General features: G+C 39.6%; 21 protein-coding genes. 5 read left to right on the top strand and 16 right to left on the bottom strand.

The features are described 5' to 3' along the window. Nucleotides 1–15 precede the first annotated feature (15 nt). From rpsA to prsW, 6 genes are all read right to left on the bottom strand, one after another. Nucleotides 16–1,152, bottom strand: a complete 1,137-nt coding sequence (rpsA, locus tag CZ382_RS06955; protein ID WP_088050476.1) for a 30S ribosomal protein S1 — start codon at nt 1,150–1,152, stop codon at nt 16–18. Nucleotides 1,153–1,308: 156 nt separating this feature from the next. Next, a complete protein-coding gene (cmk, locus tag CZ382_RS06960; protein ID WP_088050477.1) occupies nt 1,309–1,983 on the bottom strand; it encodes a (d)CMP kinase in 675 nt (224 codons plus the stop codon). 503 nt (nt 1,984–2,486) lie between these two features. Beyond that, nucleotides 2,487–3,146: a flagellar brake protein gene (locus CZ382_RS06970; protein ID WP_159457771.1), complete on the bottom strand. Its 660-nt coding sequence runs from the start codon at nt 3,144–3,146 to the stop codon at nt 2,487–2,489. A gap of 91 nt (nt 3,147–3,237) precedes the next feature. After that, nucleotides 3,238–4,581: a germination protein YpeB gene (ypeB, locus tag CZ382_RS06975; protein WP_088050480.1), complete on the bottom strand. Its 1,344-nt coding sequence runs from the start codon at nt 4,579–4,581 to the stop codon at nt 3,238–3,240. A 15-nt stretch (nt 4,582–4,596) separates the two neighbouring features. Next, a complete protein-coding gene (gene sleB, locus CZ382_RS06980; protein WP_088050481.1) occupies nt 4,597–5,418 on the bottom strand; it encodes a spore cortex-lytic enzyme in 822 nt (273 codons plus the stop codon). Nucleotides 5,419–5,569: 151 nt separating this feature from the next. Beyond that, nucleotides 5,570–6,244, bottom strand: coding sequence for a glutamic-type intramembrane protease PrsW (gene prsW / locus CZ382_RS06985; protein WP_088050482.1), 675 nt, complete (start codon nt 6,242–6,244; stop codon nt 5,570–5,572). A 159-nt stretch (nt 6,245–6,403) separates the two neighbouring features. Here prsW and CZ382_RS06990 point away from each other — a divergent pair, with 159 nt between their 5' ends. After that, entirely contained in the window at nt 6,404–7,375 is a 972-nt protein-coding gene (locus tag CZ382_RS06990; RefSeq protein ID WP_088050483.1) for an asparaginase, read from the top strand. Between the two features lie 66 nt (nt 7,376–7,441). Here CZ382_RS06990 and CZ382_RS06995 read toward each other — a convergent pair whose 3' ends face one another. The 4 genes from CZ382_RS06995 to CZ382_RS23380 all read right to left on the bottom strand — a co-directional run bounded on the left by CZ382_RS06995 (nt 7,442) and on the right by CZ382_RS23380 (nt 11,551). Further along, on the bottom strand, nt 7,442–8,434 hold the full coding sequence (locus CZ382_RS06995; protein ID WP_088050484.1) for a YpdA family putative bacillithiol disulfide reductase: 993 nt from the start codon (nt 8,432–8,434) through the stop codon (nt 7,442–7,444). A 134-nt stretch (nt 8,435–8,568) separates the two neighbouring features. Beyond that, nucleotides 8,569–9,852, bottom strand: a complete 1,284-nt coding sequence (locus CZ382_RS07000; RefSeq protein ID WP_088050485.1) for a Glu/Leu/Phe/Val family dehydrogenase — start codon at nt 9,850–9,852, stop codon at nt 8,569–8,571. A 267-nt stretch (nt 9,853–10,119) separates the two neighbouring features. Next, nucleotides 10,120–10,698, bottom strand: a complete 579-nt coding sequence (locus CZ382_RS07005; protein WP_088050486.1) for a genetic competence negative regulator — start codon at nt 10,696–10,698, stop codon at nt 10,120–10,122. A 217-nt stretch (nt 10,699–10,915) separates the two neighbouring features. Then, nucleotides 10,916–11,551: a metallophosphoesterase gene (locus tag CZ382_RS23380; protein ID WP_140392719.1), complete on the bottom strand. Its 636-nt coding sequence runs from the start codon at nt 11,549–11,551 to the stop codon at nt 10,916–10,918. 255 nt (nt 11,552–11,806) lie between these two features. Here CZ382_RS23380 and CZ382_RS07020 point away from each other — a divergent pair, with 255 nt between their 5' ends. The 3 genes from CZ382_RS07020 to CZ382_RS07030 are packed head-to-tail and all read left to right on the top strand — an operon-like array spanning nt 11,807 to nt 12,903. After that, nucleotides 11,807–12,034: a spore coat associated protein CotJA gene (locus CZ382_RS07020; protein WP_088050489.1), complete on the top strand. Its 228-nt coding sequence runs from the start codon at nt 11,807–11,809 to the stop codon at nt 12,032–12,034. Next, a complete protein-coding gene (locus tag CZ382_RS07025) occupies nt 12,027–12,290 on the top strand; it encodes a spore coat protein CotJB (RefSeq protein ID WP_088050490.1) in 264 nt (87 codons plus the stop codon). Before CZ382_RS07020 ends, CZ382_RS07025 begins: the two co-directional genes overlap by 8 nt. A 43-nt stretch (nt 12,291–12,333) precedes the next feature. Then, a complete protein-coding gene (locus CZ382_RS07030; RefSeq protein ID WP_088050491.1) occupies nt 12,334–12,903 on the top strand; it encodes a manganese catalase family protein in 570 nt (189 codons plus the stop codon). 44 nt (nt 12,904–12,947) lie between these two features. Here the strand turns inward: CZ382_RS07030 and CZ382_RS07035 are convergent, their stop codons facing one another. The 4 genes from CZ382_RS07035 to CZ382_RS07050 are packed head-to-tail and all read right to left on the bottom strand — an operon-like array spanning nt 12,948 to nt 16,495. Beyond that, complete coding sequence (locus CZ382_RS07035; RefSeq protein WP_088050492.1) at nt 12,948–13,280, bottom strand: hypothetical protein; 333 nt, start codon at nt 13,278–13,280, stop codon at nt 12,948–12,950. A gap of 2 nt (nt 13,281–13,282) precedes the next feature. Continuing rightward, nucleotides 13,283–13,861 (bottom strand): CPBP family intramembrane glutamic endopeptidase, encoded by a 579-nt coding sequence (locus tag CZ382_RS07040; protein WP_235000397.1) that lies wholly within the window; start codon nt 13,859–13,861, stop codon nt 13,283–13,285. Then, the gene (locus CZ382_RS07045) at nt 13,845–15,398 is read right to left on the bottom strand and encodes a RecQ family ATP-dependent DNA helicase (RefSeq protein WP_088050494.1); all 1,554 of its coding nucleotides are present in this window, start codon (nt 15,396–15,398) and stop codon (nt 13,845–13,847) included. Before CZ382_RS07045 ends, CZ382_RS07040 begins: the two co-directional genes overlap by 17 nt. After that, a complete protein-coding gene (locus CZ382_RS07050; protein WP_140392720.1) occupies nt 15,395–16,495 on the bottom strand; it encodes a helix-turn-helix domain-containing protein in 1,101 nt (366 codons plus the stop codon). Before CZ382_RS07050 ends, CZ382_RS07045 begins: the two co-directional genes overlap by 4 nt. 128 nt (nt 16,496–16,623) lie before the next feature. On the opposite strand from CZ382_RS07050, the gene CZ382_RS07055 reads away from it, so the two are divergent. Continuing rightward, complete coding sequence (locus CZ382_RS07055; protein WP_088050496.1) at nt 16,624–16,878, top strand: ferredoxin; 255 nt, start codon at nt 16,624–16,626, stop codon at nt 16,876–16,878. Between the two features lie 357 nt (nt 16,879–17,235). On the opposite strand, the gene CZ382_RS07060 is transcribed toward CZ382_RS07055, so the two are convergent. Beyond that, nucleotides 17,236–18,213, bottom strand: coding sequence for a hypothetical protein (locus CZ382_RS07060; protein ID WP_088050497.1), 978 nt, complete (start codon nt 18,211–18,213; stop codon nt 17,236–17,238). Then, complete coding sequence (locus tag CZ382_RS07065; protein ID WP_088050498.1) at nt 18,210–18,743, bottom strand: RNA polymerase sigma factor SigX; 534 nt, start codon at nt 18,741–18,743, stop codon at nt 18,210–18,212. Before CZ382_RS07065 ends, CZ382_RS07060 begins: the two co-directional genes overlap by 4 nt. Nucleotides 18,744–18,857: the final 114 nt, after the last annotated feature.

Raw genomic sequence — 18,857 nt, forward strand, 5'->3', positions numbered from 1 at the left:
GGGGGAACTTCTTCCTTAATTATCTTTATACTTATCAAGTTTATGACCAATAACATCACCGAGCTGGAAGCTGGATTGTTCGTCATCTTTTTCATATTGTTTATAATTGTCTGCAGCTTGTTCATGCTCCAATTCCTTAATGCTAAGTGATATGCGTTCTTCGTCTTCGTTCACACCCAGAACCTTTACTTTAACTGTTTGCCCCTCTTCCAGTACTTCCTGCGGTGTTCCAATGTGCCGAGTAGCAATTTGTGAAATATGAACCAATCCTTCGACACCCGGTAATACCTCAACAAAAGCACCAAAGGTTACAAGCCGTTTTACCGTTCCTTCAAGGACATCACCTTTCGAGACACGCTCATTAATATTTTCCCAAGGTCCGGGCAGTGTTTTTTTACGTGACAGGGAAATTCGCTCATTATCACGATCAACTGCCAATACTTCCACTTTAATTGTTTCACCCTCTGAAACAACATCCGATGCTTTATTGACATGTTCATGGGCCAGCTGGGAAATATGGACAAGCCCATCAATTCCGCCAAGGTCAACGAAAACGCCAAAATTGGTTATACGTTGAACCGTACCTTCCAGTATTTGACCTTCTTCCAAAGACTGTAATAATTGCTGCTTTCGTGAAGCTGTTTCCTCCTCGATGACGGCACGATGGGATAAGATAACCCGATTTTGTTCTTTGTCCAGATCCACGATTTTGACAGTTAATTGCTTATGAAGATAATCTGAAAAGTCTTCCACGTAATAGGTTTCCACTAGTGATGCCGGGATAAATCCTCTTACCCCTACATCAACAACTAGTCCACCTTTTACAACTTCTTTAACCTCTGTTTCTAAAATATCACCGTTCTGGAAGCTTGCTTCAAGGTGGTCCCACGCAACATCAGCATCAATAGCTCGTTTAGATAAAATAACTTCATCATCTTCTAACTTTTTAACCTTTAGTGTAATTTCATCGCCTTCTTTTACAACATCACCTGTTGTTTCAACATGCAGGTTTGATAATTCACTAATTGGTACGATTCCTTCTGTTTTATATCCGATGTCGACCAAAACCTGTTTATCTTCTACCTTTACAACGGTCCCGGTTACCACATCACCAATCGCAACCTCAGTTCGTTCCTGATTCATTTCAGTCATCACAATGCCTCCTTAAGATACACAACCATACAAAAATATTCTTCTTTCTAACTTCCAACAGTTACAATTATTTGTCAAGTAAAGCAGACTGATGGTATTCCTTCAATGTCCTCATTTCGGACATAAATATAAAGGCTCATGTTCCCTCACCCTTTATCAATTTTTCGCCTTGGCAACTTCACGCAAAATAAGACCGGCAACTTCACTAATGGATAATGCTGTTGTATCTATTTCAACAGCGTCAGCGGCTTTAATTAACGGGGAGGCCTCCCGTTTTGAGTCAATTAGGTCCCGTTGTTCAATTTCTTTTTTTAAATCGTCCAAACTGGTTGTAAAGCCTTTTTTTATGTTTTCTTCATATCGGCGTTTTGCTCGTTCTTCTACAGTTGCCAGGAGAAATATCTTCACTTCCGCATTTGGAAGTACGTGCGTACCAATATCCCTTCCATCCATAACAACACCCCGTCTTGCAGCCAGATTTTGCTGTCTTTTCACCAACTCTTTCCGAATGCCTGGATGTTTTGCAACATGTGAAACATGATTGGTAACCTCCAATGAGCGAATTTCTCGTGTGACATCATCCCCGTTAACCAAAACCTTTTGCCCTTCTTCTCCTTGGATGAGATCTATTTCAGTATGTACTAATAAATTGGCAAGACGCCTTTCATCATCCAATTGTATGTTTTCTTCCAGTGCTTTAAGTGTTAAAGCACGATACATCGCACCTGTATCAATATAAATGTAAGAAAGCTCACGGGCAACGATCTTCGCTACAGTACTCTTCCCTGCTGCAGCTGGTCCGTCAATTGCTATTTTGATTTGCTTCTCCATTGGTGTCATTCCCCTCATTTTCCCGGTAATACTAATTAAAGAGCGTGTTCAAAAAGGAATAAAAAGGACCGAGGTCGGCTAATGTCGCAACGTCCTGTTGCAACGCCGACACTAGCACGTCCTGTGCGTCGAAGTTCGAGGCGGCGTAGCTCCCGGCACCGGGCTTGTACAGGAGGTACTGACTTCTGCTGTTGGCGATTGTCGTGGGCGGTTTTAGCAGAAGATCCTTATCCCAGAGTACATGAGGAGCGGAAAAGCAAGCCAACGAGCTTCCACAGGATGTGGTGACTTCGACGTTTGACACAGGACGTGTCGGTACTTAGTCGAAGATCACCTATCTCGAAGTGTCATTTTTACCGGACTTTTTGAACATCCTCTTAAAAAACCTGGCAACAGCCAAATTTAATTGTAAAACACTATAAAAATAATAACATAATGTGAGCAAAAGCGGAAGTGCCCGGGTAGCGGCAATATCAGTTAGTCAACATATATGAAATTTCTGTTTACAGTAATTCCTTTTTCCTTAATTCCCGTTGTCTTTCGAAGCAGAAACGGATGATCTGCTGACAGCTCTGTTTGGTTATGCCCGTAAATTTTAACGAAGCTGTTTGCACCGTATTTTCTAAAAATAGCATCCGGACTACTTCGGATTGAGCATTTATGTATTGATAATCTCCGGATTCCATGGGTAAAACAAACCATAAGTCAAGACCTTCCCCTTCTGTTAATGTGACACCTTTAGGCAAAACGATTGATAATCCTCCACCACTAATGTCGTTTGTAACAGTCGTAAATGGTGTGGATGAAGTTTCCAAACTGTGAACAGACACATCAATTGCAGCTGCAATCCTCACAAACTCCCTGCGTTGGATTCGATTAATGTGCTGTTTTTCCGGCATAGGAATGGCAAGTGCCGGAACGTTTAGTTTTACCTGTGCAACAATTTCAGAAGGGAATGAATAGACGGATTGATCACTGCCAACATACGTTACAGTAAATGGTTTATGTTTCGGGATAAAAGCTGACTTATTTGTCTTATTATCAATAGGATAATCAATAAATAGGTAATGTTCATTTTTTTCGATAACTTTACATCTGAACTCCCAGTTTGCTTCCTCATCTGGGTCTTTTGTCTCTAAAACAAGCAATGTTCCAATTTCCATACAGTAATAACCCCCATGCAAACGATTTAAAATCATACTATATACCTATTATTACAGAAAAATCAAAAAAGGGGAAGGCATTTGCCGTTCCCTAAAAATTTCCTGCATATTTTAATTCGGTTCCACCTAGTTTTTCCACCTTTTCTTCTTTGCCATCCATTGCGTTAATAAAGATACGATAGGTTTCATTACCAAGAACACCGAGGAATTCATACGTTAAAACCTCTTCACCAACATCATTATCAATTACCGCCAAATGTTTTTCGTTAATTTTTACATCCGGATTTACTTTTTTCGTTGCTTCATTCTCTGTTATTTCTGGTTCGGGTATATCTCTTTCCATGTGGTTCATATAATATTCTCTTGCCGTAAACCCTAATATATCCCCATTGTCCAGTCCTACCTTTACCTGAACAGTGTCCGAATAAACCCGGACGCCATCATCATTGTAAAGAAAAGAATAGACACCAATATTATCGTATTGACTGCTTTGGAAGAGCTTCATATTGTCAAAGTTATATTTTTTCAAGTGTTCCTGTGCCTTTTTCATTCCTTCATTCAAGCTTATTTTTTGCTCTCCTACCGGCCGGTCCACCATTAGTGAAATTGGTTTCCCACCTTGTTTGGCCATATCCATATAGGCGTTTTTATCCCCATTGCGATAAGAAATACTGTATATAGGTATATCTGCCCCTTTACCACTTTCGGTTATTTTTAAATTGTCCTGATTTGTTACGTTGAATAAATTTTTACTTCGTTTTAAAGCATCTTGTTTGGAAATTTTATCCCCTGATAAAAATTTGTATTTATGTTCTTCGGAAGATTTACCGGTTGGAGCGGCATTCAAGTTGCTTTCCGGAAATCCCTCCACTTTTTTCTCAACCGTTTTTAACCCGTCAATTATCGTATTGTCAGACTGTGCTTCATCAGATGCCAGTGCAAGCTGGACATCCATCCAGCGTAAATTGTTGTCTAATACAACGTGTTGTACCTGCCTTAATTCCTTCGTTATATCACCCGATTGTTTATAAAGTGTTTCCAATGTTTTTGTCTCTTTATCTGATAAAGGCTCTTTCTCCAAATCCCGGACTGCCGCTTTGTACGTGAAATCACCAATATCAGAAAGAAATTCTTCCGTTTTGTTAAACGGGAGCAAGGATAGCGGCAACTGTCCGACATCAGATAAAGCATCAGAGGTAATTCGCCAGATCTCGACTAGTTGTGGTGATAACGTTTGTCTGGAGTTCATCGCCAATGCTGTACCAATCTTGTCATTTAACAAATCCATATGATAAGAAAGTTCATGAAATGATCGTTGATACGTGTTTTCCGCCTGAATAAGGATTGCATTTTTTTCACGATGCTCCTGATATCCCCATATTCCAACGCCTATAAGTCCCATTGTCAATACGGTAATTAAAATCCATCGTATCATTTCTATCACACCTTTCTATTTGCAAAATATATGTTTACCTATTTGTTTAATTTGTGGTCTTGACCAAATCCAGGCAGATGTAGCTGTATTTGGATTAAAATAATATAGCGCATTACCAGTCGGATCCCATCCATTTATTGCATCAAGAACAGCTTTTTTGGACGTTTCATTTGGTGTTAGCCATATTTGCCCATCAGCTACAGCGGTGAACGCTCTAGGCTCAAAAATGACACCGGAAACCGTATTTGGGAATGTTGGGCTTTCAACCCGGTTTAAAATAACAGCAGCAACCGCGACCTGCCCAATATATGGTTCCCCCCGTGATTCTCCGTGTACCGCATTCGCCATTAAATCAATATCATTTTGTGAAAAACCTTGGGGTACATTTACTGCCGTCGGTGTTGGATTATTATTAGCAGTGTTCGTTTGATTTGTATTTGGTTTGGTCTGCTTGTTTTGACCGCCCTTGCCGTAATGCGTAAAATCTTTTCCTTGCCGGATTTGTTGATGTACGTATTGCTTATCATACTTGCTTGCTTTAACAAGTTTTTGCTTCGTTGTCTGTCCGGCAATCCCGTCAACCTTCATTCCAAACTCATATTGGAAATTTCGTAGTGCCCAATATGTCCCCCAGCCGAAAACACCGTCAATTTTTCCGTTATAGAAGCCTAGATATTGCAGCCTCGCCTGAAGTTCAATAACATCATCACCAGATGCACCTTGCTGAATTACCTGATTACTAAAAGCATGTACTGTTTCAGGATTTTGTGATGATTGAAGTCCGATTGAGAAAAAACATATAATAATAAATAAAAGGGACATCTTTTTACAGGTCATACCTTTTCCTCCTACTCTTGCATGATTGATACCTATTTTTTGATTAAATGTCCTTTTTATTCATTTATCTTGAAGAGGTTATTTTAGGAGATTGCAGGAGACTTTAAGCAGTTTAAAAAAAGCCCTCTGCGGAGAATCATCGAGAGAGAGCTCAAGCACGTTGTTTTTCCTGCTGTAAGGGGGTCTTGATTGCCCGGTTAGCTAATTTCACTTTACGTAAACTATAAATCCACAATACAATCATAAATGGAACAAGTAAAAATAGCCAATCCGTCGTAATAGCTTTTAAAATATAATTGTACGTTCCATGTATAAGAAATGGAACACAAAACGCCAAGCTGATATTTCGTTTCCTGTGATGCTGATTCATTTTGGCTTTCCCAAAATAATAGCCCATACTAACGCCAAATAAGGCATGGGAAGAAACAGGAAACAATGCCCTGGAAAAAGCATAACTAATGCCGTTTGTAAGCAAATAGAATAAATTTTCTACTGTTGCAAAACCAAGACTAATCGCAACAGCGTATACAATTCCATCATAATGGGCATCAAATTCGGTGTGATGATAAATCGTATAAATAAAGATAAACCATTTAAAAAATTCTTCGATTAGTCCACTCAAAATAAAGGAATGAACAACATTGCTTGTGCCGATCCCCTCGGCTTGGAACGCATATTGAATAAACATAATTGGGAAAACAAGCAATGCGCCATAAAGAAAAACTTTAAGAATCAAACTTAGTGGCTCTGTAAACCGATCTTTTAAATAAAAAAAAGCCATTAATGCAAATGCTGGTGCAATCCCCGCCGAAAGTATGGCAAACATGACGAAATACCTCTTTCCAATGATGGTACTGTTATCGTATCATTAAGTAGCGGGATTGAAAACAGGAAAAATATTTCGGGGGGTACAAATAAGAAGCTACTTGGATAAGGCCTCGAAAACTGTCAGTTATATCAATATGAAAATTGGTTGGTGATTTTCTTGAAAAAAATATTAATCATTCATACAGGTGGTACCATCTCCATGCTGGAAAATAAAGAAACCGGTGAAGTTATTACGACTAACGATCATCCCTTAACAGATTTAGCCGATCATTATAAGACTTTGGCCAATGTGGATGAAATCATTGCATTTAAACTACCCTCGCCGCAAATTACACCGAAGCATATGCTGGAGCTGGCACGGTTAATTGACCGAAACAGTTCGACTTATGATGGTATTGTTGTGACACATGGGACAGACACGTTAGAAGAAACAGCCTATTTTCTTGATCTTGTTGTCCAAACAGAAAAACCCATTATTCTAACCGGAGCGATGCGGTCCAGTAATGAAATTGGTTCAGACGGACTTTATAATTTGATCAGCTCTATCCGGGTGGCGATTGAAGGTAATGCGGCAGGAAAAGGTGTGTTAGTCGTCATGAATGATGAAATCCATACCGCAAACAATGTTACCAAAACATCAACAAGCAATGTAGCGACATTTCAAAGCCCGCAATATGGACCGATTGGAATTATTACCAAGGATTCGATCATTTTTCATCATACGATTATAGCAAGGGAAACTTACCCTGTCAGCAAGATAACGAAGAATGTCTTTTTATTAAAAGCCTATGCAGGTATGGATGGCCAATTAATCGAGGCTGTTCGAAAGACAAAACCGGATGGAGTTGTACTGGAAGGACTCGGCCAGGGAAATTTACCAAAAAACACCATTCCATCGATTAAAACAATGATTGCTAAGCAAATCCCCGTAATCCTTGTTTCGAGATGTTATCAAGGTATAGTTCAACCGACTTACGGATATGAGGGTGGTGGGAAGCAATTAAAAGAAATGGGCGTTATTTTGGCAAATGGTCTAAATGGACCAAAAGCACGAATTAAATTACTAATTGCATTGGAACAAGCCCATCATGATTATGATTCCTTAAAAGAATATTTTGTGAGGGTTTGAAAAATGGGATGGTTGTATGCTGCAGCCATCCCGATCCTTCTTGGCAGAGTGCAGCCCATACATGGCTTAACGGGCGCTCCCGCCTTTGTTCTTTGCGATTGAATTAGCAATTAATTTCCCGTGATCACGGCCATTTTCGATAAAAATGATATTATTATTATAGCCTGAAGCGATAACGCCAGCGACATAAATTCCCGGGATATTCGTTTCCATAGTCTCCTCATTGAAATAAGGCCGGCCATCTTCTTCATCAACCAGTATGCCCGTATCGTTCAGAAATTGGTGATCGGGCCGATAGCCGGTCATCGCAAATACAAAATCATTCTTAATCTGTTTTTCTTCACCATTTACCGAATAATAAACCGCATCATCTGTAATCTCGGTAACGTCCGCATTAAACTCCATCGTTACAATATTTTTACGAATCAATGAGTCAAATTCCGGTAATATCCATGGTTTGATACTTTTCGAATAAGTACTGCCCCGGTACAATACGGTAATACGAGCACCCGCTTTGTGAAGTTCCAAAGTAGCGTCAACGGCTGAGTTTTTCCCGCCGATGATAACAACATCTTTATTGAAGTATGGGTGACCTTCTTTAAAATAATGCATTACCTTCGCCTTTTCTTCCCCAGGTACATGCAGCCAATTCGGATGATCATAATAACCGGTAGCAATAATAACATTTTCCGCTTGATAATCCAGTGATTCCCCATCTGTTTTTTCCGATTTCAAGAAAAATGTGTCCTGCCGTTTTTCAATTTTTACTATTTTTTCATATGGATTGATCCGCAGACTTTCCCGCTGTGCAACCGTCCGATAATAAGTTAAAGCTTCCAATCTTACCGGTTTTTGCTTTTCTGTGATAAATAGCCTATCCCCTATTTCCAATCGTTCACTTGTACTAAAAAATGTTTGGTGGGTAGGGAAATTGTAAATCGTATTGACAATATTTTCTTTTTCGATGATAAGCGGTGTAATGCCTTGCCTTTGTAATTCAATTGCGGCTGACAGCCCGCATGGGCCTCCACCGATAATAATCGTATGTTCTGTTTGCATCGTTCGCACTTCCTTTTCAAACCTTATAAAAAAGAAAAACTCTTACCATACAACTATACATGATAAGAGTTTTCCCGTCATTCAATTTGGTTGTTCCAATCTGATTTCTGACCTCTGGCCTCCGACTTCTGCTATCACACCCAGCCACGGAATCTTGCTGCTTCTGCCATTTTTCTAACACCAATCATATATGCTGCAAGGCGCATATCAACGCGTCTTGTCTGGGCAGTATTGTATATGGCATTAAACGACTTGACCATAATCGTTTCCAGCTTCTCTTCAATTTCTTCTTCAGCCCAGTAATATCCTTGATTATTTTGTACCCATTCAAAATAGGAAACGGTCACACCGCCGGCGGATGATAACACATCTGGGACAAGCAAAATACCACGTTCCGTCAGAATTTTTGTCGCCTCTAATGTAGTAGGTCCATTTGCTGCCTCTACTACAATACTCGCCTTAATATTATGGGCGTTTTCTTCTGTTATTTGATTCTCAACCGCAGCTGGTACAAGAATATCACAATCCAATTCAAGCAATTCTTTATTGGAAATCGTATTATTGAAAAGTTTGGTAACGGTACCGAAACTATCCCTTCGATCCAATAAATAGTCGATATCAAGTCCATCAGGATCATGAAGCGCACCATAGGCATCGGAAATACCTACTACTTTGGCACCTGCATCATGTAAAAATTTAGATAAAAAGCTTCCGGCGTTACCAAAACCTTGAACAACTACCCTTGCCCCTTTTACATTGATTCCCTTTTTCTTCGCGGCCTCATTAATGACAATTGTAACACCTTTAGCAGTTGCAGATTCTCTCCCGTGCGAGCCACCAAGCACGATCGGTTTACCCGTAATAAAACCTGGATTATTAAATTCATCAATACGACTGTATTCATCCATCATCCACGCCATAATTTGTGAATTTGTAAACACATCTGGTGCCGGAATGTCTTTATTCGGTCCAACAATTTGACTGATGGCCCGAACGTATCCACGGCTTAATCCTTCAAGCTCTCGGAACGACATTTCACGTGGATCACAAATGATTCCACCTTTACCTCCACCATATGGCAAATCAACAATACCTGCTTTTAAACTCATCCAAATCGACAGCGCTTTAACTTCTGTTTCTGTAACATCAGGATGAAAGCGAACGCCACCTTTAGTCGGGCCTACTGCATCATTATGTTGAGCGCGATAACCAGTGAAGATTTTGATTGAACCATCATCCATTCTGACCGGAATTCTAACCGTCAGCATGCGCATCGGTTCTTTTAGTAATTCAAATACTTCATCAGGGTAACCCAACTTATCCAACGCATTTTTTACAACAGTTCGTGTTGAACTTAATACATCCAGTTTTTGACTATCTTTTTCCTCGGTAGAATCTGCTGCTTTATCGGCTACCATGAATTTACCTCCTAGAATATCCATAAATATTTTATATAATAGCTGTACTCAGAGATTAGTATACACTTTCATAATAAATATGCAATAAAATACCTTCATTTTCTGCAAAAGAAAATGGAAGCGGTTTCCCCGTCCTGATCCGCGTTGAATTTTTAATGGTCAAACGCTTGTTTTAAACTTTTTTCATTCGATAAACGAAAGTGGGCTACACCTTTTTCCGATTATCCAACCGGCTGGAACACTTGAACAATAACAAGACTAACGGGATCAATAGAATATGTTAATAATTCGTTTTACTGCATCCGTATCCATAATAACCTTTCCATATTCCTTTAGTCGTGTTGACGTAATGATACTTGGTGATGAAAATTCAAGAATAATAGCGATGACTTGTTCTTTATTATTACCATTTAAATCGGCGTCTTCCAGCAGCATATAATACCGGTCATCCATGTGATAAACTTTGCCTCCATCAATCGAAATTGCCCGTAAGTAAGATGCCACCTGTATAATATCCTCGAACTCATCAAAAGAAAATATTAATTCTTTGCTTTCATCCAAGGTAACTTTCATTTCGACAAAATCCTCATCCCAATTTATAGTTTCATTTTTTTGTGTTACGATTACATGCATGCCCTGTGCCTGCATCAAATGAACTTGTACAAGCAGTACTCCTCCTAATTCAAAACCTAATTCGGAGCTAGCTTCATACATCATATCACTGAATAAATTTCTGACACCAGTTGCATCTTTCCATAGATCTTCTCTTGTAAAACCCCGTTCAATCAAATCATCAAATGTTAAAAAGATAGTAAATTGACTATCGGATACTCGTTCTATTCGCATTTCGTATCCTCCTTTACTAAAAGCGTATAGCCTAATTTGGATCTCAACTTTCATTCATTTTTATCTGCTTACTACAGCATATGCACATTATGCAATTGGTTGAACTATTTGAAAAGAACCCATTATTTCCTGCTGTCCGGGAACTGGATAACTATACAACCAGGTCAGCTGCGTCCAGCAGCTGGTGTCCAACACTCCGCCTCCATCCCGGTTCAGCTTAGCACTTCAATGTTATAACATGACATTCCGCCTTTGTCCCGAGGCGAAATGGTAATCCGGTATAACCATAGCCTTCACTCACGAGTACATTTGTTTTATCATATCTTTCAAGCCCACCTTTTTGATATAATCCAAACCCGAAAATACGAATTTGCCCACCGTGGGTATGTCCTGCCAGAACAAGGTTTATATTTTTCTGATCTTCTGTTGTTAATTCATAAAACGCCTTTGGTGCGTGGGTTATTAATATGTAGTATTCCCCTGCGCTATTTTCCATGGCTAAATCAAGACGCGCCTCCTTGTAATAACAGCAATCAAGACCTAACACACTGATTGATCCGTTATTTTCAGTCGTAATATTATGATGTGCATTAGCTAGAACTTCACACAGTAATTTATATATCGCCTCTGGGTCCGCTTCATAATCATTATTCCCCCATACAAAATAAATCGGGGCATGAAGAAACTTTAACCTTTTTATATTTTCTTTTGTCCGGTTTAATGGGACCCCTTTTTCCGTAAGTGTCCCCTCCGATAACAACCATATCCATTTTATCCGTAATTGATTGTAACGTGGTCTTCCGAACGACCCGCCGGTGAATATCGGAAATGAAAAATATCCGAAAGCCGTCAAAACCGCGTGGTAACTCCGGATCATTTATTGTTTCATATTCTACCGTATCATGGTGTGCCTGATAAACCATATAAAAAAGGAAAAGCAATAACAAAACGGTACCTATAATAAAATAAGCCATGAACATGCTCCCTTTCCATTTTGTATAGTGATCATACCATATTTTTATATTTATGTTTATCATGGAATAGGACAAAGTATGATAATCATACATATGGAAGAGTAAACAATTGCCTATTTGAAAGGAGGATTTTGATGTTTACACAGTATAAATACTGGAAGCCCTATATAAGCCCACTTGATCCATGTCCACCGATGCGAGTAAAAAGTTATAACACCCCTCCACAAGTCTATATTACCTTCCAGCCAAAAGGGTTGGACCAGTATGGTACAGCAAGAGAAGCTTTATATTGCGGTACGTTATGGCCTGCCTTGTTCAGTCCTTATCCAGATCCGCATAAAAGGGGTGATCAGGATGAGTAAACAGCTTCCACCTGAATATTATCAGTTACTCGAAGAAATTCAAGCCGTTGATTTCGTTTTGGTTGAGTTGAATCATTACCTGAATACCCATCCGGACGATTATGATGCAATCGAACAATTCAATAACAATGTAAAGCGTAGTAAAGAATTAAAGGTTCAGTTTGAGAAAAAGTTTGGTCCATTAATGGGCTTTGGAAGAAGTTATTCAAATTACCCGTGGGACTGGGACGACACCCCATGGCCATGGCAGGTATAAGTTAACGTTTTTGTATTTTCTAACTGATAGGAGGAAATCATTTGTGTGGTATTACGAAAAAAAGCTGCAATATCCGGTAAAAGTAAGTGAATGTAATCCCCGGCTAGCAAAATTTTTAATCGAACAATATGGCGGTGCCGATGGCGAGCTTGCTGCAGCATTGCGTTATCTGAACCAACGATACTCTATTCCTGATAAAGTGATTGCCGTCTTAAATGATATTGGTACGGAAGAATTAGCACACTTGGAAATGATTGCAACAATGGTATATAAATTAACCAAAGACGCATCAGCCGAACAAATGAAGGAGGCCGGTTTAGGCGCACATTACGCAGACCATGACAAAGCATTGTTTTTCCATAATGCAGCAGGAGCGCCATTTACAGCAACCTATTTTCAAGCAAAAGGGGATCCAATTACGGATTTATATGAAGATATAGCAGCGGAAGAAAAAGCGCGGGCAACCTATCAATGGATTATCAACATGTCAGATGACCCGGATTTAAATGACGGACTAAAATTTTTACGGGAACGGGAAATTGTGCATTCTATGCGATTCCGGGAGGCAGTTGAAATACTGAAAGAGGAACGTGATAAGAAGGTTTATTTTTAAATAAATGTGCCACATGGCTTGTGGCACATTTTTCACGGGAAAATTCAGTTTCCGAACAGATTGAATAGCTCCTCTCCCCACACAAAGTAAAGGCCGGTTAAAACTGCCAGAATAAGAAGCAATACAACCAATAGCCTAACCAACGGGCCACTGATTTTAATATGTGCGAACTTGTTATTTTTACTGTGTACTTCTTTTCGCGGCGGCAAATTCAAAACATCAATTTCCCGGTCTTCTGTTTTATCTGTTTGCTCCATATCCGCTTGTTTATTCAGATCGGTTTCTTCTGCGGGTAATTCCTCATCCTGAATCTGGTCAACTAATTTTCTTAATTCTGCAGCCTGATCTTCATTTTTTTCATTCATTTGGTTTACCATTTTTAACACCTCTTTTTCGAGAGCCGGATGACAAGTCCCGATAAAAAATCAACGATAAAATGTGCCGTCATTGTCGTCAGTAAATTCCCGGTACGTTCAAATAAAAACCCCAGATAAAAACTTACGAAAAGAACAGAAAGTAATAAAACCGGTTTTTTTAAATAGCGGATATGAACAAGTGCAAAAATCGTACTAGCTGTTACATACCCAAAGGCTGTTTGTAATACACCTCTAAACAGCAATTCCTCTGCAAAAGCAATGACCAGTACCACGATAAAAATGCTGCCAACCGATCTATTTTTGAAAATTTTATCATTTATCCCGCCATCATCATAATAATGCTCCGGCAAAACAGCCATTAAAATAACATCAACCGTAACAATGATCAATCCCGGGATAACGCCGTACACTAATAGCTCATGTCCATCCAGACGAAAATACTGAAACCACTGTGACATGTTGTTAAATAGAATAAAGCTTAAAACCAAACTGAGGATAAATAAGAATAACTGGGATAGCATCAATTGTTTGGTTAATTCACGATCAGACATTCGCTTGATCAATTCACGTTGGCTTACCATTGTCATCTCCTGCAATTAATAAATTCCGTAATTTCTCCTGCCATGATAAATTGATTCGTTTAACATGCGGTACATGTGCCGGTTCCAATATTGAAAGGGAAAATCCGCAATTACTGCAGCATTTATCTGCCGGCCTTTTAAACGAGTCCTGAAAATGTTGATACAGATATTCTCGTAAGCAGTTCTCTTCCTCGGCCCAGCCAATCATTTCGGCTAGTTTTCGATCCTTAAATAAAACACGTTCCTCAATATAGTCACGAATTGCAGCAAATCCTTGCCGCCAGCGTTCACGATGGTAAACAATCTGATTTTTTACTATCATACCATGTTTTTCGAGCTGATTGTGCAAAAATCGCCATTGAATTTCACTAAGCTGAAACATTTCCGCAAGTTCCAATGAATTGCCGTTGAGAGCTTGTCCATTTTCATAAAGTTGTTTTAATTGCTGAAAAACAAAGGACAATTGATTGATCGAAGGAAGCTCCTTCTTAATTAAACCTTTAGGTAGGAATGCATCCGTTTCCGTATAAAGAAGCAGGGCTAAACTTGGATTACCATCCCTTCCTGCCCTGCCTACCTCCTGAATATAGGATTCCAGCTGTGACGGTAGATGAAAATGGACGATGAGCCGGATATTGCTTTTATTAATTCCCATGCCAAATGCACTGGTACAGCAAATAATATCTAATTGGCCATTCATAAATTGCTGCTGGACAGCGATTCGATCCATTTGGTCCATTCCACCATGGTAAAAGGCAATACGCTGGTCCGGGAGTTTTCCTTGCAGAAGATTGGCTGTTACCTCCGCTGACTGCCGGCTGGAAAAGTAAATGAGTGCCGGGAAAGTATACCGGCTAAACAATTTTACCAGCAGCTTTATTTTTTCCTGATCATCGTTGATTTGCTTGACAGAAAAAATAATATTTTCCCGATCAATTGGAAATATATGTTTCACCATATTTGGCCGTTCCAGATAATGCACAATATCATTCTGGACATCTTTTGTCGCGGTAGCACTTAACGCCATGATCGCCGGATTGTTGAATTTCCGGATAATCGTACTCAGCTTTAAATAATCTGGGCGAAATTCATGTCCCCATTGTGAAATACAGTGTGCCTCATCAATAACAAACAGACAAACATTGATATTCTCTAAAAGCATGATGAGCTCTTCTTGCTGTAATAGCTCCGGTGAAACATAAATCAGATCATAGTCATAGAGCTTGCGATAAACTTGCCTTCGCTCGTTCGGATCCATAAAACTGTTTAATGCAACAACCGATTTAAACTGATTTGCCCTTAGCTGGTTAACCTGGTCAATCATTAAAGATATTAGTGGTGACACGACAATCGTTGTTCCGGTTAAAAGTTTAGCGGGCAGCTGATAGCATAATGATTTGCCCGATCCTGTCGGCAAAACACCTAAGACGTCATTCCCTTTCATCACTTCTTCGATAATTTCCTTTTGACCGATCCGAAATTCCGAATAACCAAAATGCTGTTGCAAACTTTTTTCCAATGTATACTGTTCTATCATGATTTCACCTTTTTTGTTTTTATCGTTGCTAACACGAGGCGGATTTGAAAATAGCTGATTTCATCGGCCACTGCATCTTTTAATTGCTTCAGCGAGTAAGTTTTTGTCCGTTCAATAGCTTCTATTATTTCATTGTACTGTTCATCCGTAACAAACGATGATACGGGAAATGTCGAATCAACTAAGGCAATTTCAACGATATGATCATATATCGTATTACGCTTAAGCTTGCGCATTGCAGCTATCGTCTCGACCGAATAATGACGCTGCAGCAGATGATGCGTATGCTTGGCTGATTCAGTTATAAAAGATCGCTGTTCTGCATCTTGAATGATAGCATGTAATAGCTGGTAATCAGCCGGTTGGGTTTGGATAACACGTAACATACGATGAATAATACTTGTCCACACGAGCTTGATATCCATCGACGGGATTTGATAGCGATAAGCCAACTGCTGCATGCTTTTTCCATAGGACCTGTATCCTGTAAGCCGATCAACAAATATACTTGCTTCCTTATCCGGTAGCATGCTTAATAATGTATGTAATTCATCATGCAAATAATGCAAATAAGTAGTTTCATTCCATTTTAACGTTTTGTAAAAGCTTTTCACCCAGACTTGTACAGTTTTTTTATCGACAATTGGAATAAAAGAATAGTTTTGCATGCTGCTGTTCGTTAAGATCTGAACCAATAGTAATAACCGTTCGGAAAAGACAGGTGCCAGTGCATGATAGCTTAACCCGTTGAAATGGTTCAAAGCTAATCTGGATTCGTGTTCCAGGAGCCATCGATCCCCTTGACTCGTCAGTTGAAAACAGGATGATTCATCAACCGAAATCAAGGCCTTTTGTTCGAGGTGGCGGATCAATTCATGAAATGTATTTTTTCGTAATGATTTATCAATCCCATAAAATAGCGCTAAATCGTAAAGATGTGTGTCCTGAACGGTTTGAATCGACTTTTTTCCTGTTAAAATATGAAATATCGCTGCAGTTGTTCGTCTCGCTTTAATCTGCTCACAGCATTTTAGAATAAGCCCTTCAATAAGCAATTTCCAGTCCCCTTTATAAATAGAAATGTTATCTCGCTTCAACAGGGCGCACCCTCCCACTGAATGAAGTTTCACTTTATGTGAAGATCGGTTCCCTTTATTGAAATGAAGGGAAAACCGGTTTACAATAAATGAGAATGGTCTGCCGCTAAGATCTAGGAGGAAGATGGATGCCGAAATATACAATTGTCGATAAAGAAACTTGCATTGCGTGTGGTGCTTGCGGTGTTTCAGCGCCTGATATATATGACTACGATGATGAGGGGTTAGCCTGCGTTGTAATAGACGATAATGAAGGTACCGCCGAAGTCTCCGAAGTGTTGGAGGAAGATATGTACGATGCCTATGAAGGATGCCCGACCGATTCCATTAAAATTGCTGACAAACCATTTTTAGGCGATCCGTTAAAATATGAAGAACCATAATCCAACCAGGCTGTCTCCTGGTTTATTCAGATGAGAACAGCCTGGTTATATGCGACTGCATTTACCGCGACCAACGCGTTTCTCCCCAAGGTGTTACGGATAATCTGACGAGCAAAATCTTGATGAGCGTTCCCTAATGATAATGCCAAGCAGCTCTAAGCGTAGTCATTCTCACCCTTATTTATTATATTTCTGCGAAAGTGACTATAGATGAGGTTCCTGATCCATTAAAATCCTATTCCTGATCAGATTTCATCCCATTTACAACTATCATAATTTGCTTTGGAGAGAAAGTCAAAAAATAGTATTCTGTCATTTTGTTCATTTCTGTACATATTTTTAACACGAGATGACCTTTTAACGATCTATCGTAATCGGATTGACAGCTTTTGGAACCTTTATCGGCTTGGAAAGATCATAATCGCCTATTTGGTTTACCTTCGTATTGTGAAATGTTACGTATGCATATCCGAAACTTTTCGCTGTCATCAATATAGCGTCAATCATCGTTATACCTTCCTGTGTATTTGGCAGTGCTGCATTATTGGACAACGTAATTTCCAGCTGGTTTTCGGTTGATACGGAAAACTGAATTTCTGTTGGGATGGTGCGGTAAACATGTGATGCTTCCCGATTTTGTTTCATTTCATTTAACGCAGCAGCAATCGATGTCTGGGTGTTCAGATCGATGGGAATCAAAAAACCTCTATCCGCACCAGGAGCACGGAATAAGTAATAGCTTGCTTTATCCGTTACAGGTTGTGCTGCAGTTTGAAACGTTTCAGCATCAATCCCCCATTTTTGCTCCTGCAAATAATCCTTGATCACATCCAAGCCAATACCTTCCTGTGTTTCAGGCAAAACTAGAGCTAATGGGATCACATTATTGCCAATCGTTGCTTGAATGGTACCATACATGATCGACTTTTCACCTTTATTCTGGAGCACATGACTTTCAAGAGGCTTATCGCTTAGTGTCTTTGGACTGCCTTGTTCTGTTGCAAACTCCTCCGCAACCATGCCTGATTCATCCCCATGTTGTCCGCTCTCTACGGAAGTTGCTTGATCAGATGCCTCATTGTATGAACTTTTTTCTTCTGTAGGCGAACTGCTGTAAAGGGCAAACGGAACGATCACAAGGATAATAATAGTGGTTAGCAGTGAAACGAAAACAGGAATATGGCGTGTATTCCTTTTACGCTTCGGTGAATCCTTTTCAGCTGGCTTCTGGGAGATGCGTGCCAACAGTTCGTCTTTATCCGTTGTATCGCTTATGTATGGCAGCTGTTTGAGTAAATCCTGCAAATGCTGGTCGTCCTTTTTGGATGATTTCATGATGCATCTCCCCCTTTCTGATCTTCTGTCAGATATTTTCGTAAAACATTCAACCCTCTATGTTGGGTTGTTCTCACTTTGCTGATACTGAATCCTAATATATCTGCGGTATCTTGAATAGAAAACTGATTTATGTACCGTAATAATAAAACACTCCTTTGATCAATCGTACATTTATCAAGACACCGATAGATCGCTTGCATTTCATCGTTAAGCACGACTAATTCATCGGGCAATGGCTCCTCATCCTCAAGTAAATGCCCCTGTCCATACCAGTCAAAAAACTCAGAGATACGGTTTCGCTTCCGTTTTTGTGAGCGAAAATAATCAATCGTTGTATGGCGGGCAATGGCGAATATCCAGGTTTTTTCACTGCTGTCCCCCTTGAATGTACCGAGGGATTTTAAAATTTTAAGATAAACCTCCTGAATCAGATCCTCTGCTGTTTCTTTGTTTTTCACCATATAAAATATAAATTGATACAAATCCTGATGATACCTATCATACAGTTCGTCAAAAACGACCTTCATCGAGATCCCCCGTTTACCCATATAGTCGTCTGCGCTCGTTAAAATGTTACGTTTTTCTAAAGTATAATAAAAAAAATATTAGAAAACTAGGCATTCGCCAAGCTTTTGGGCGAA

This window comes from Virgibacillus dakarensis (assembly GCF_900155625.1).
GTDB lineage: Bacteria > Bacillota > Bacilli > Bacillales > Amphibacillaceae > Lentibacillus_C > Lentibacillus_C populi.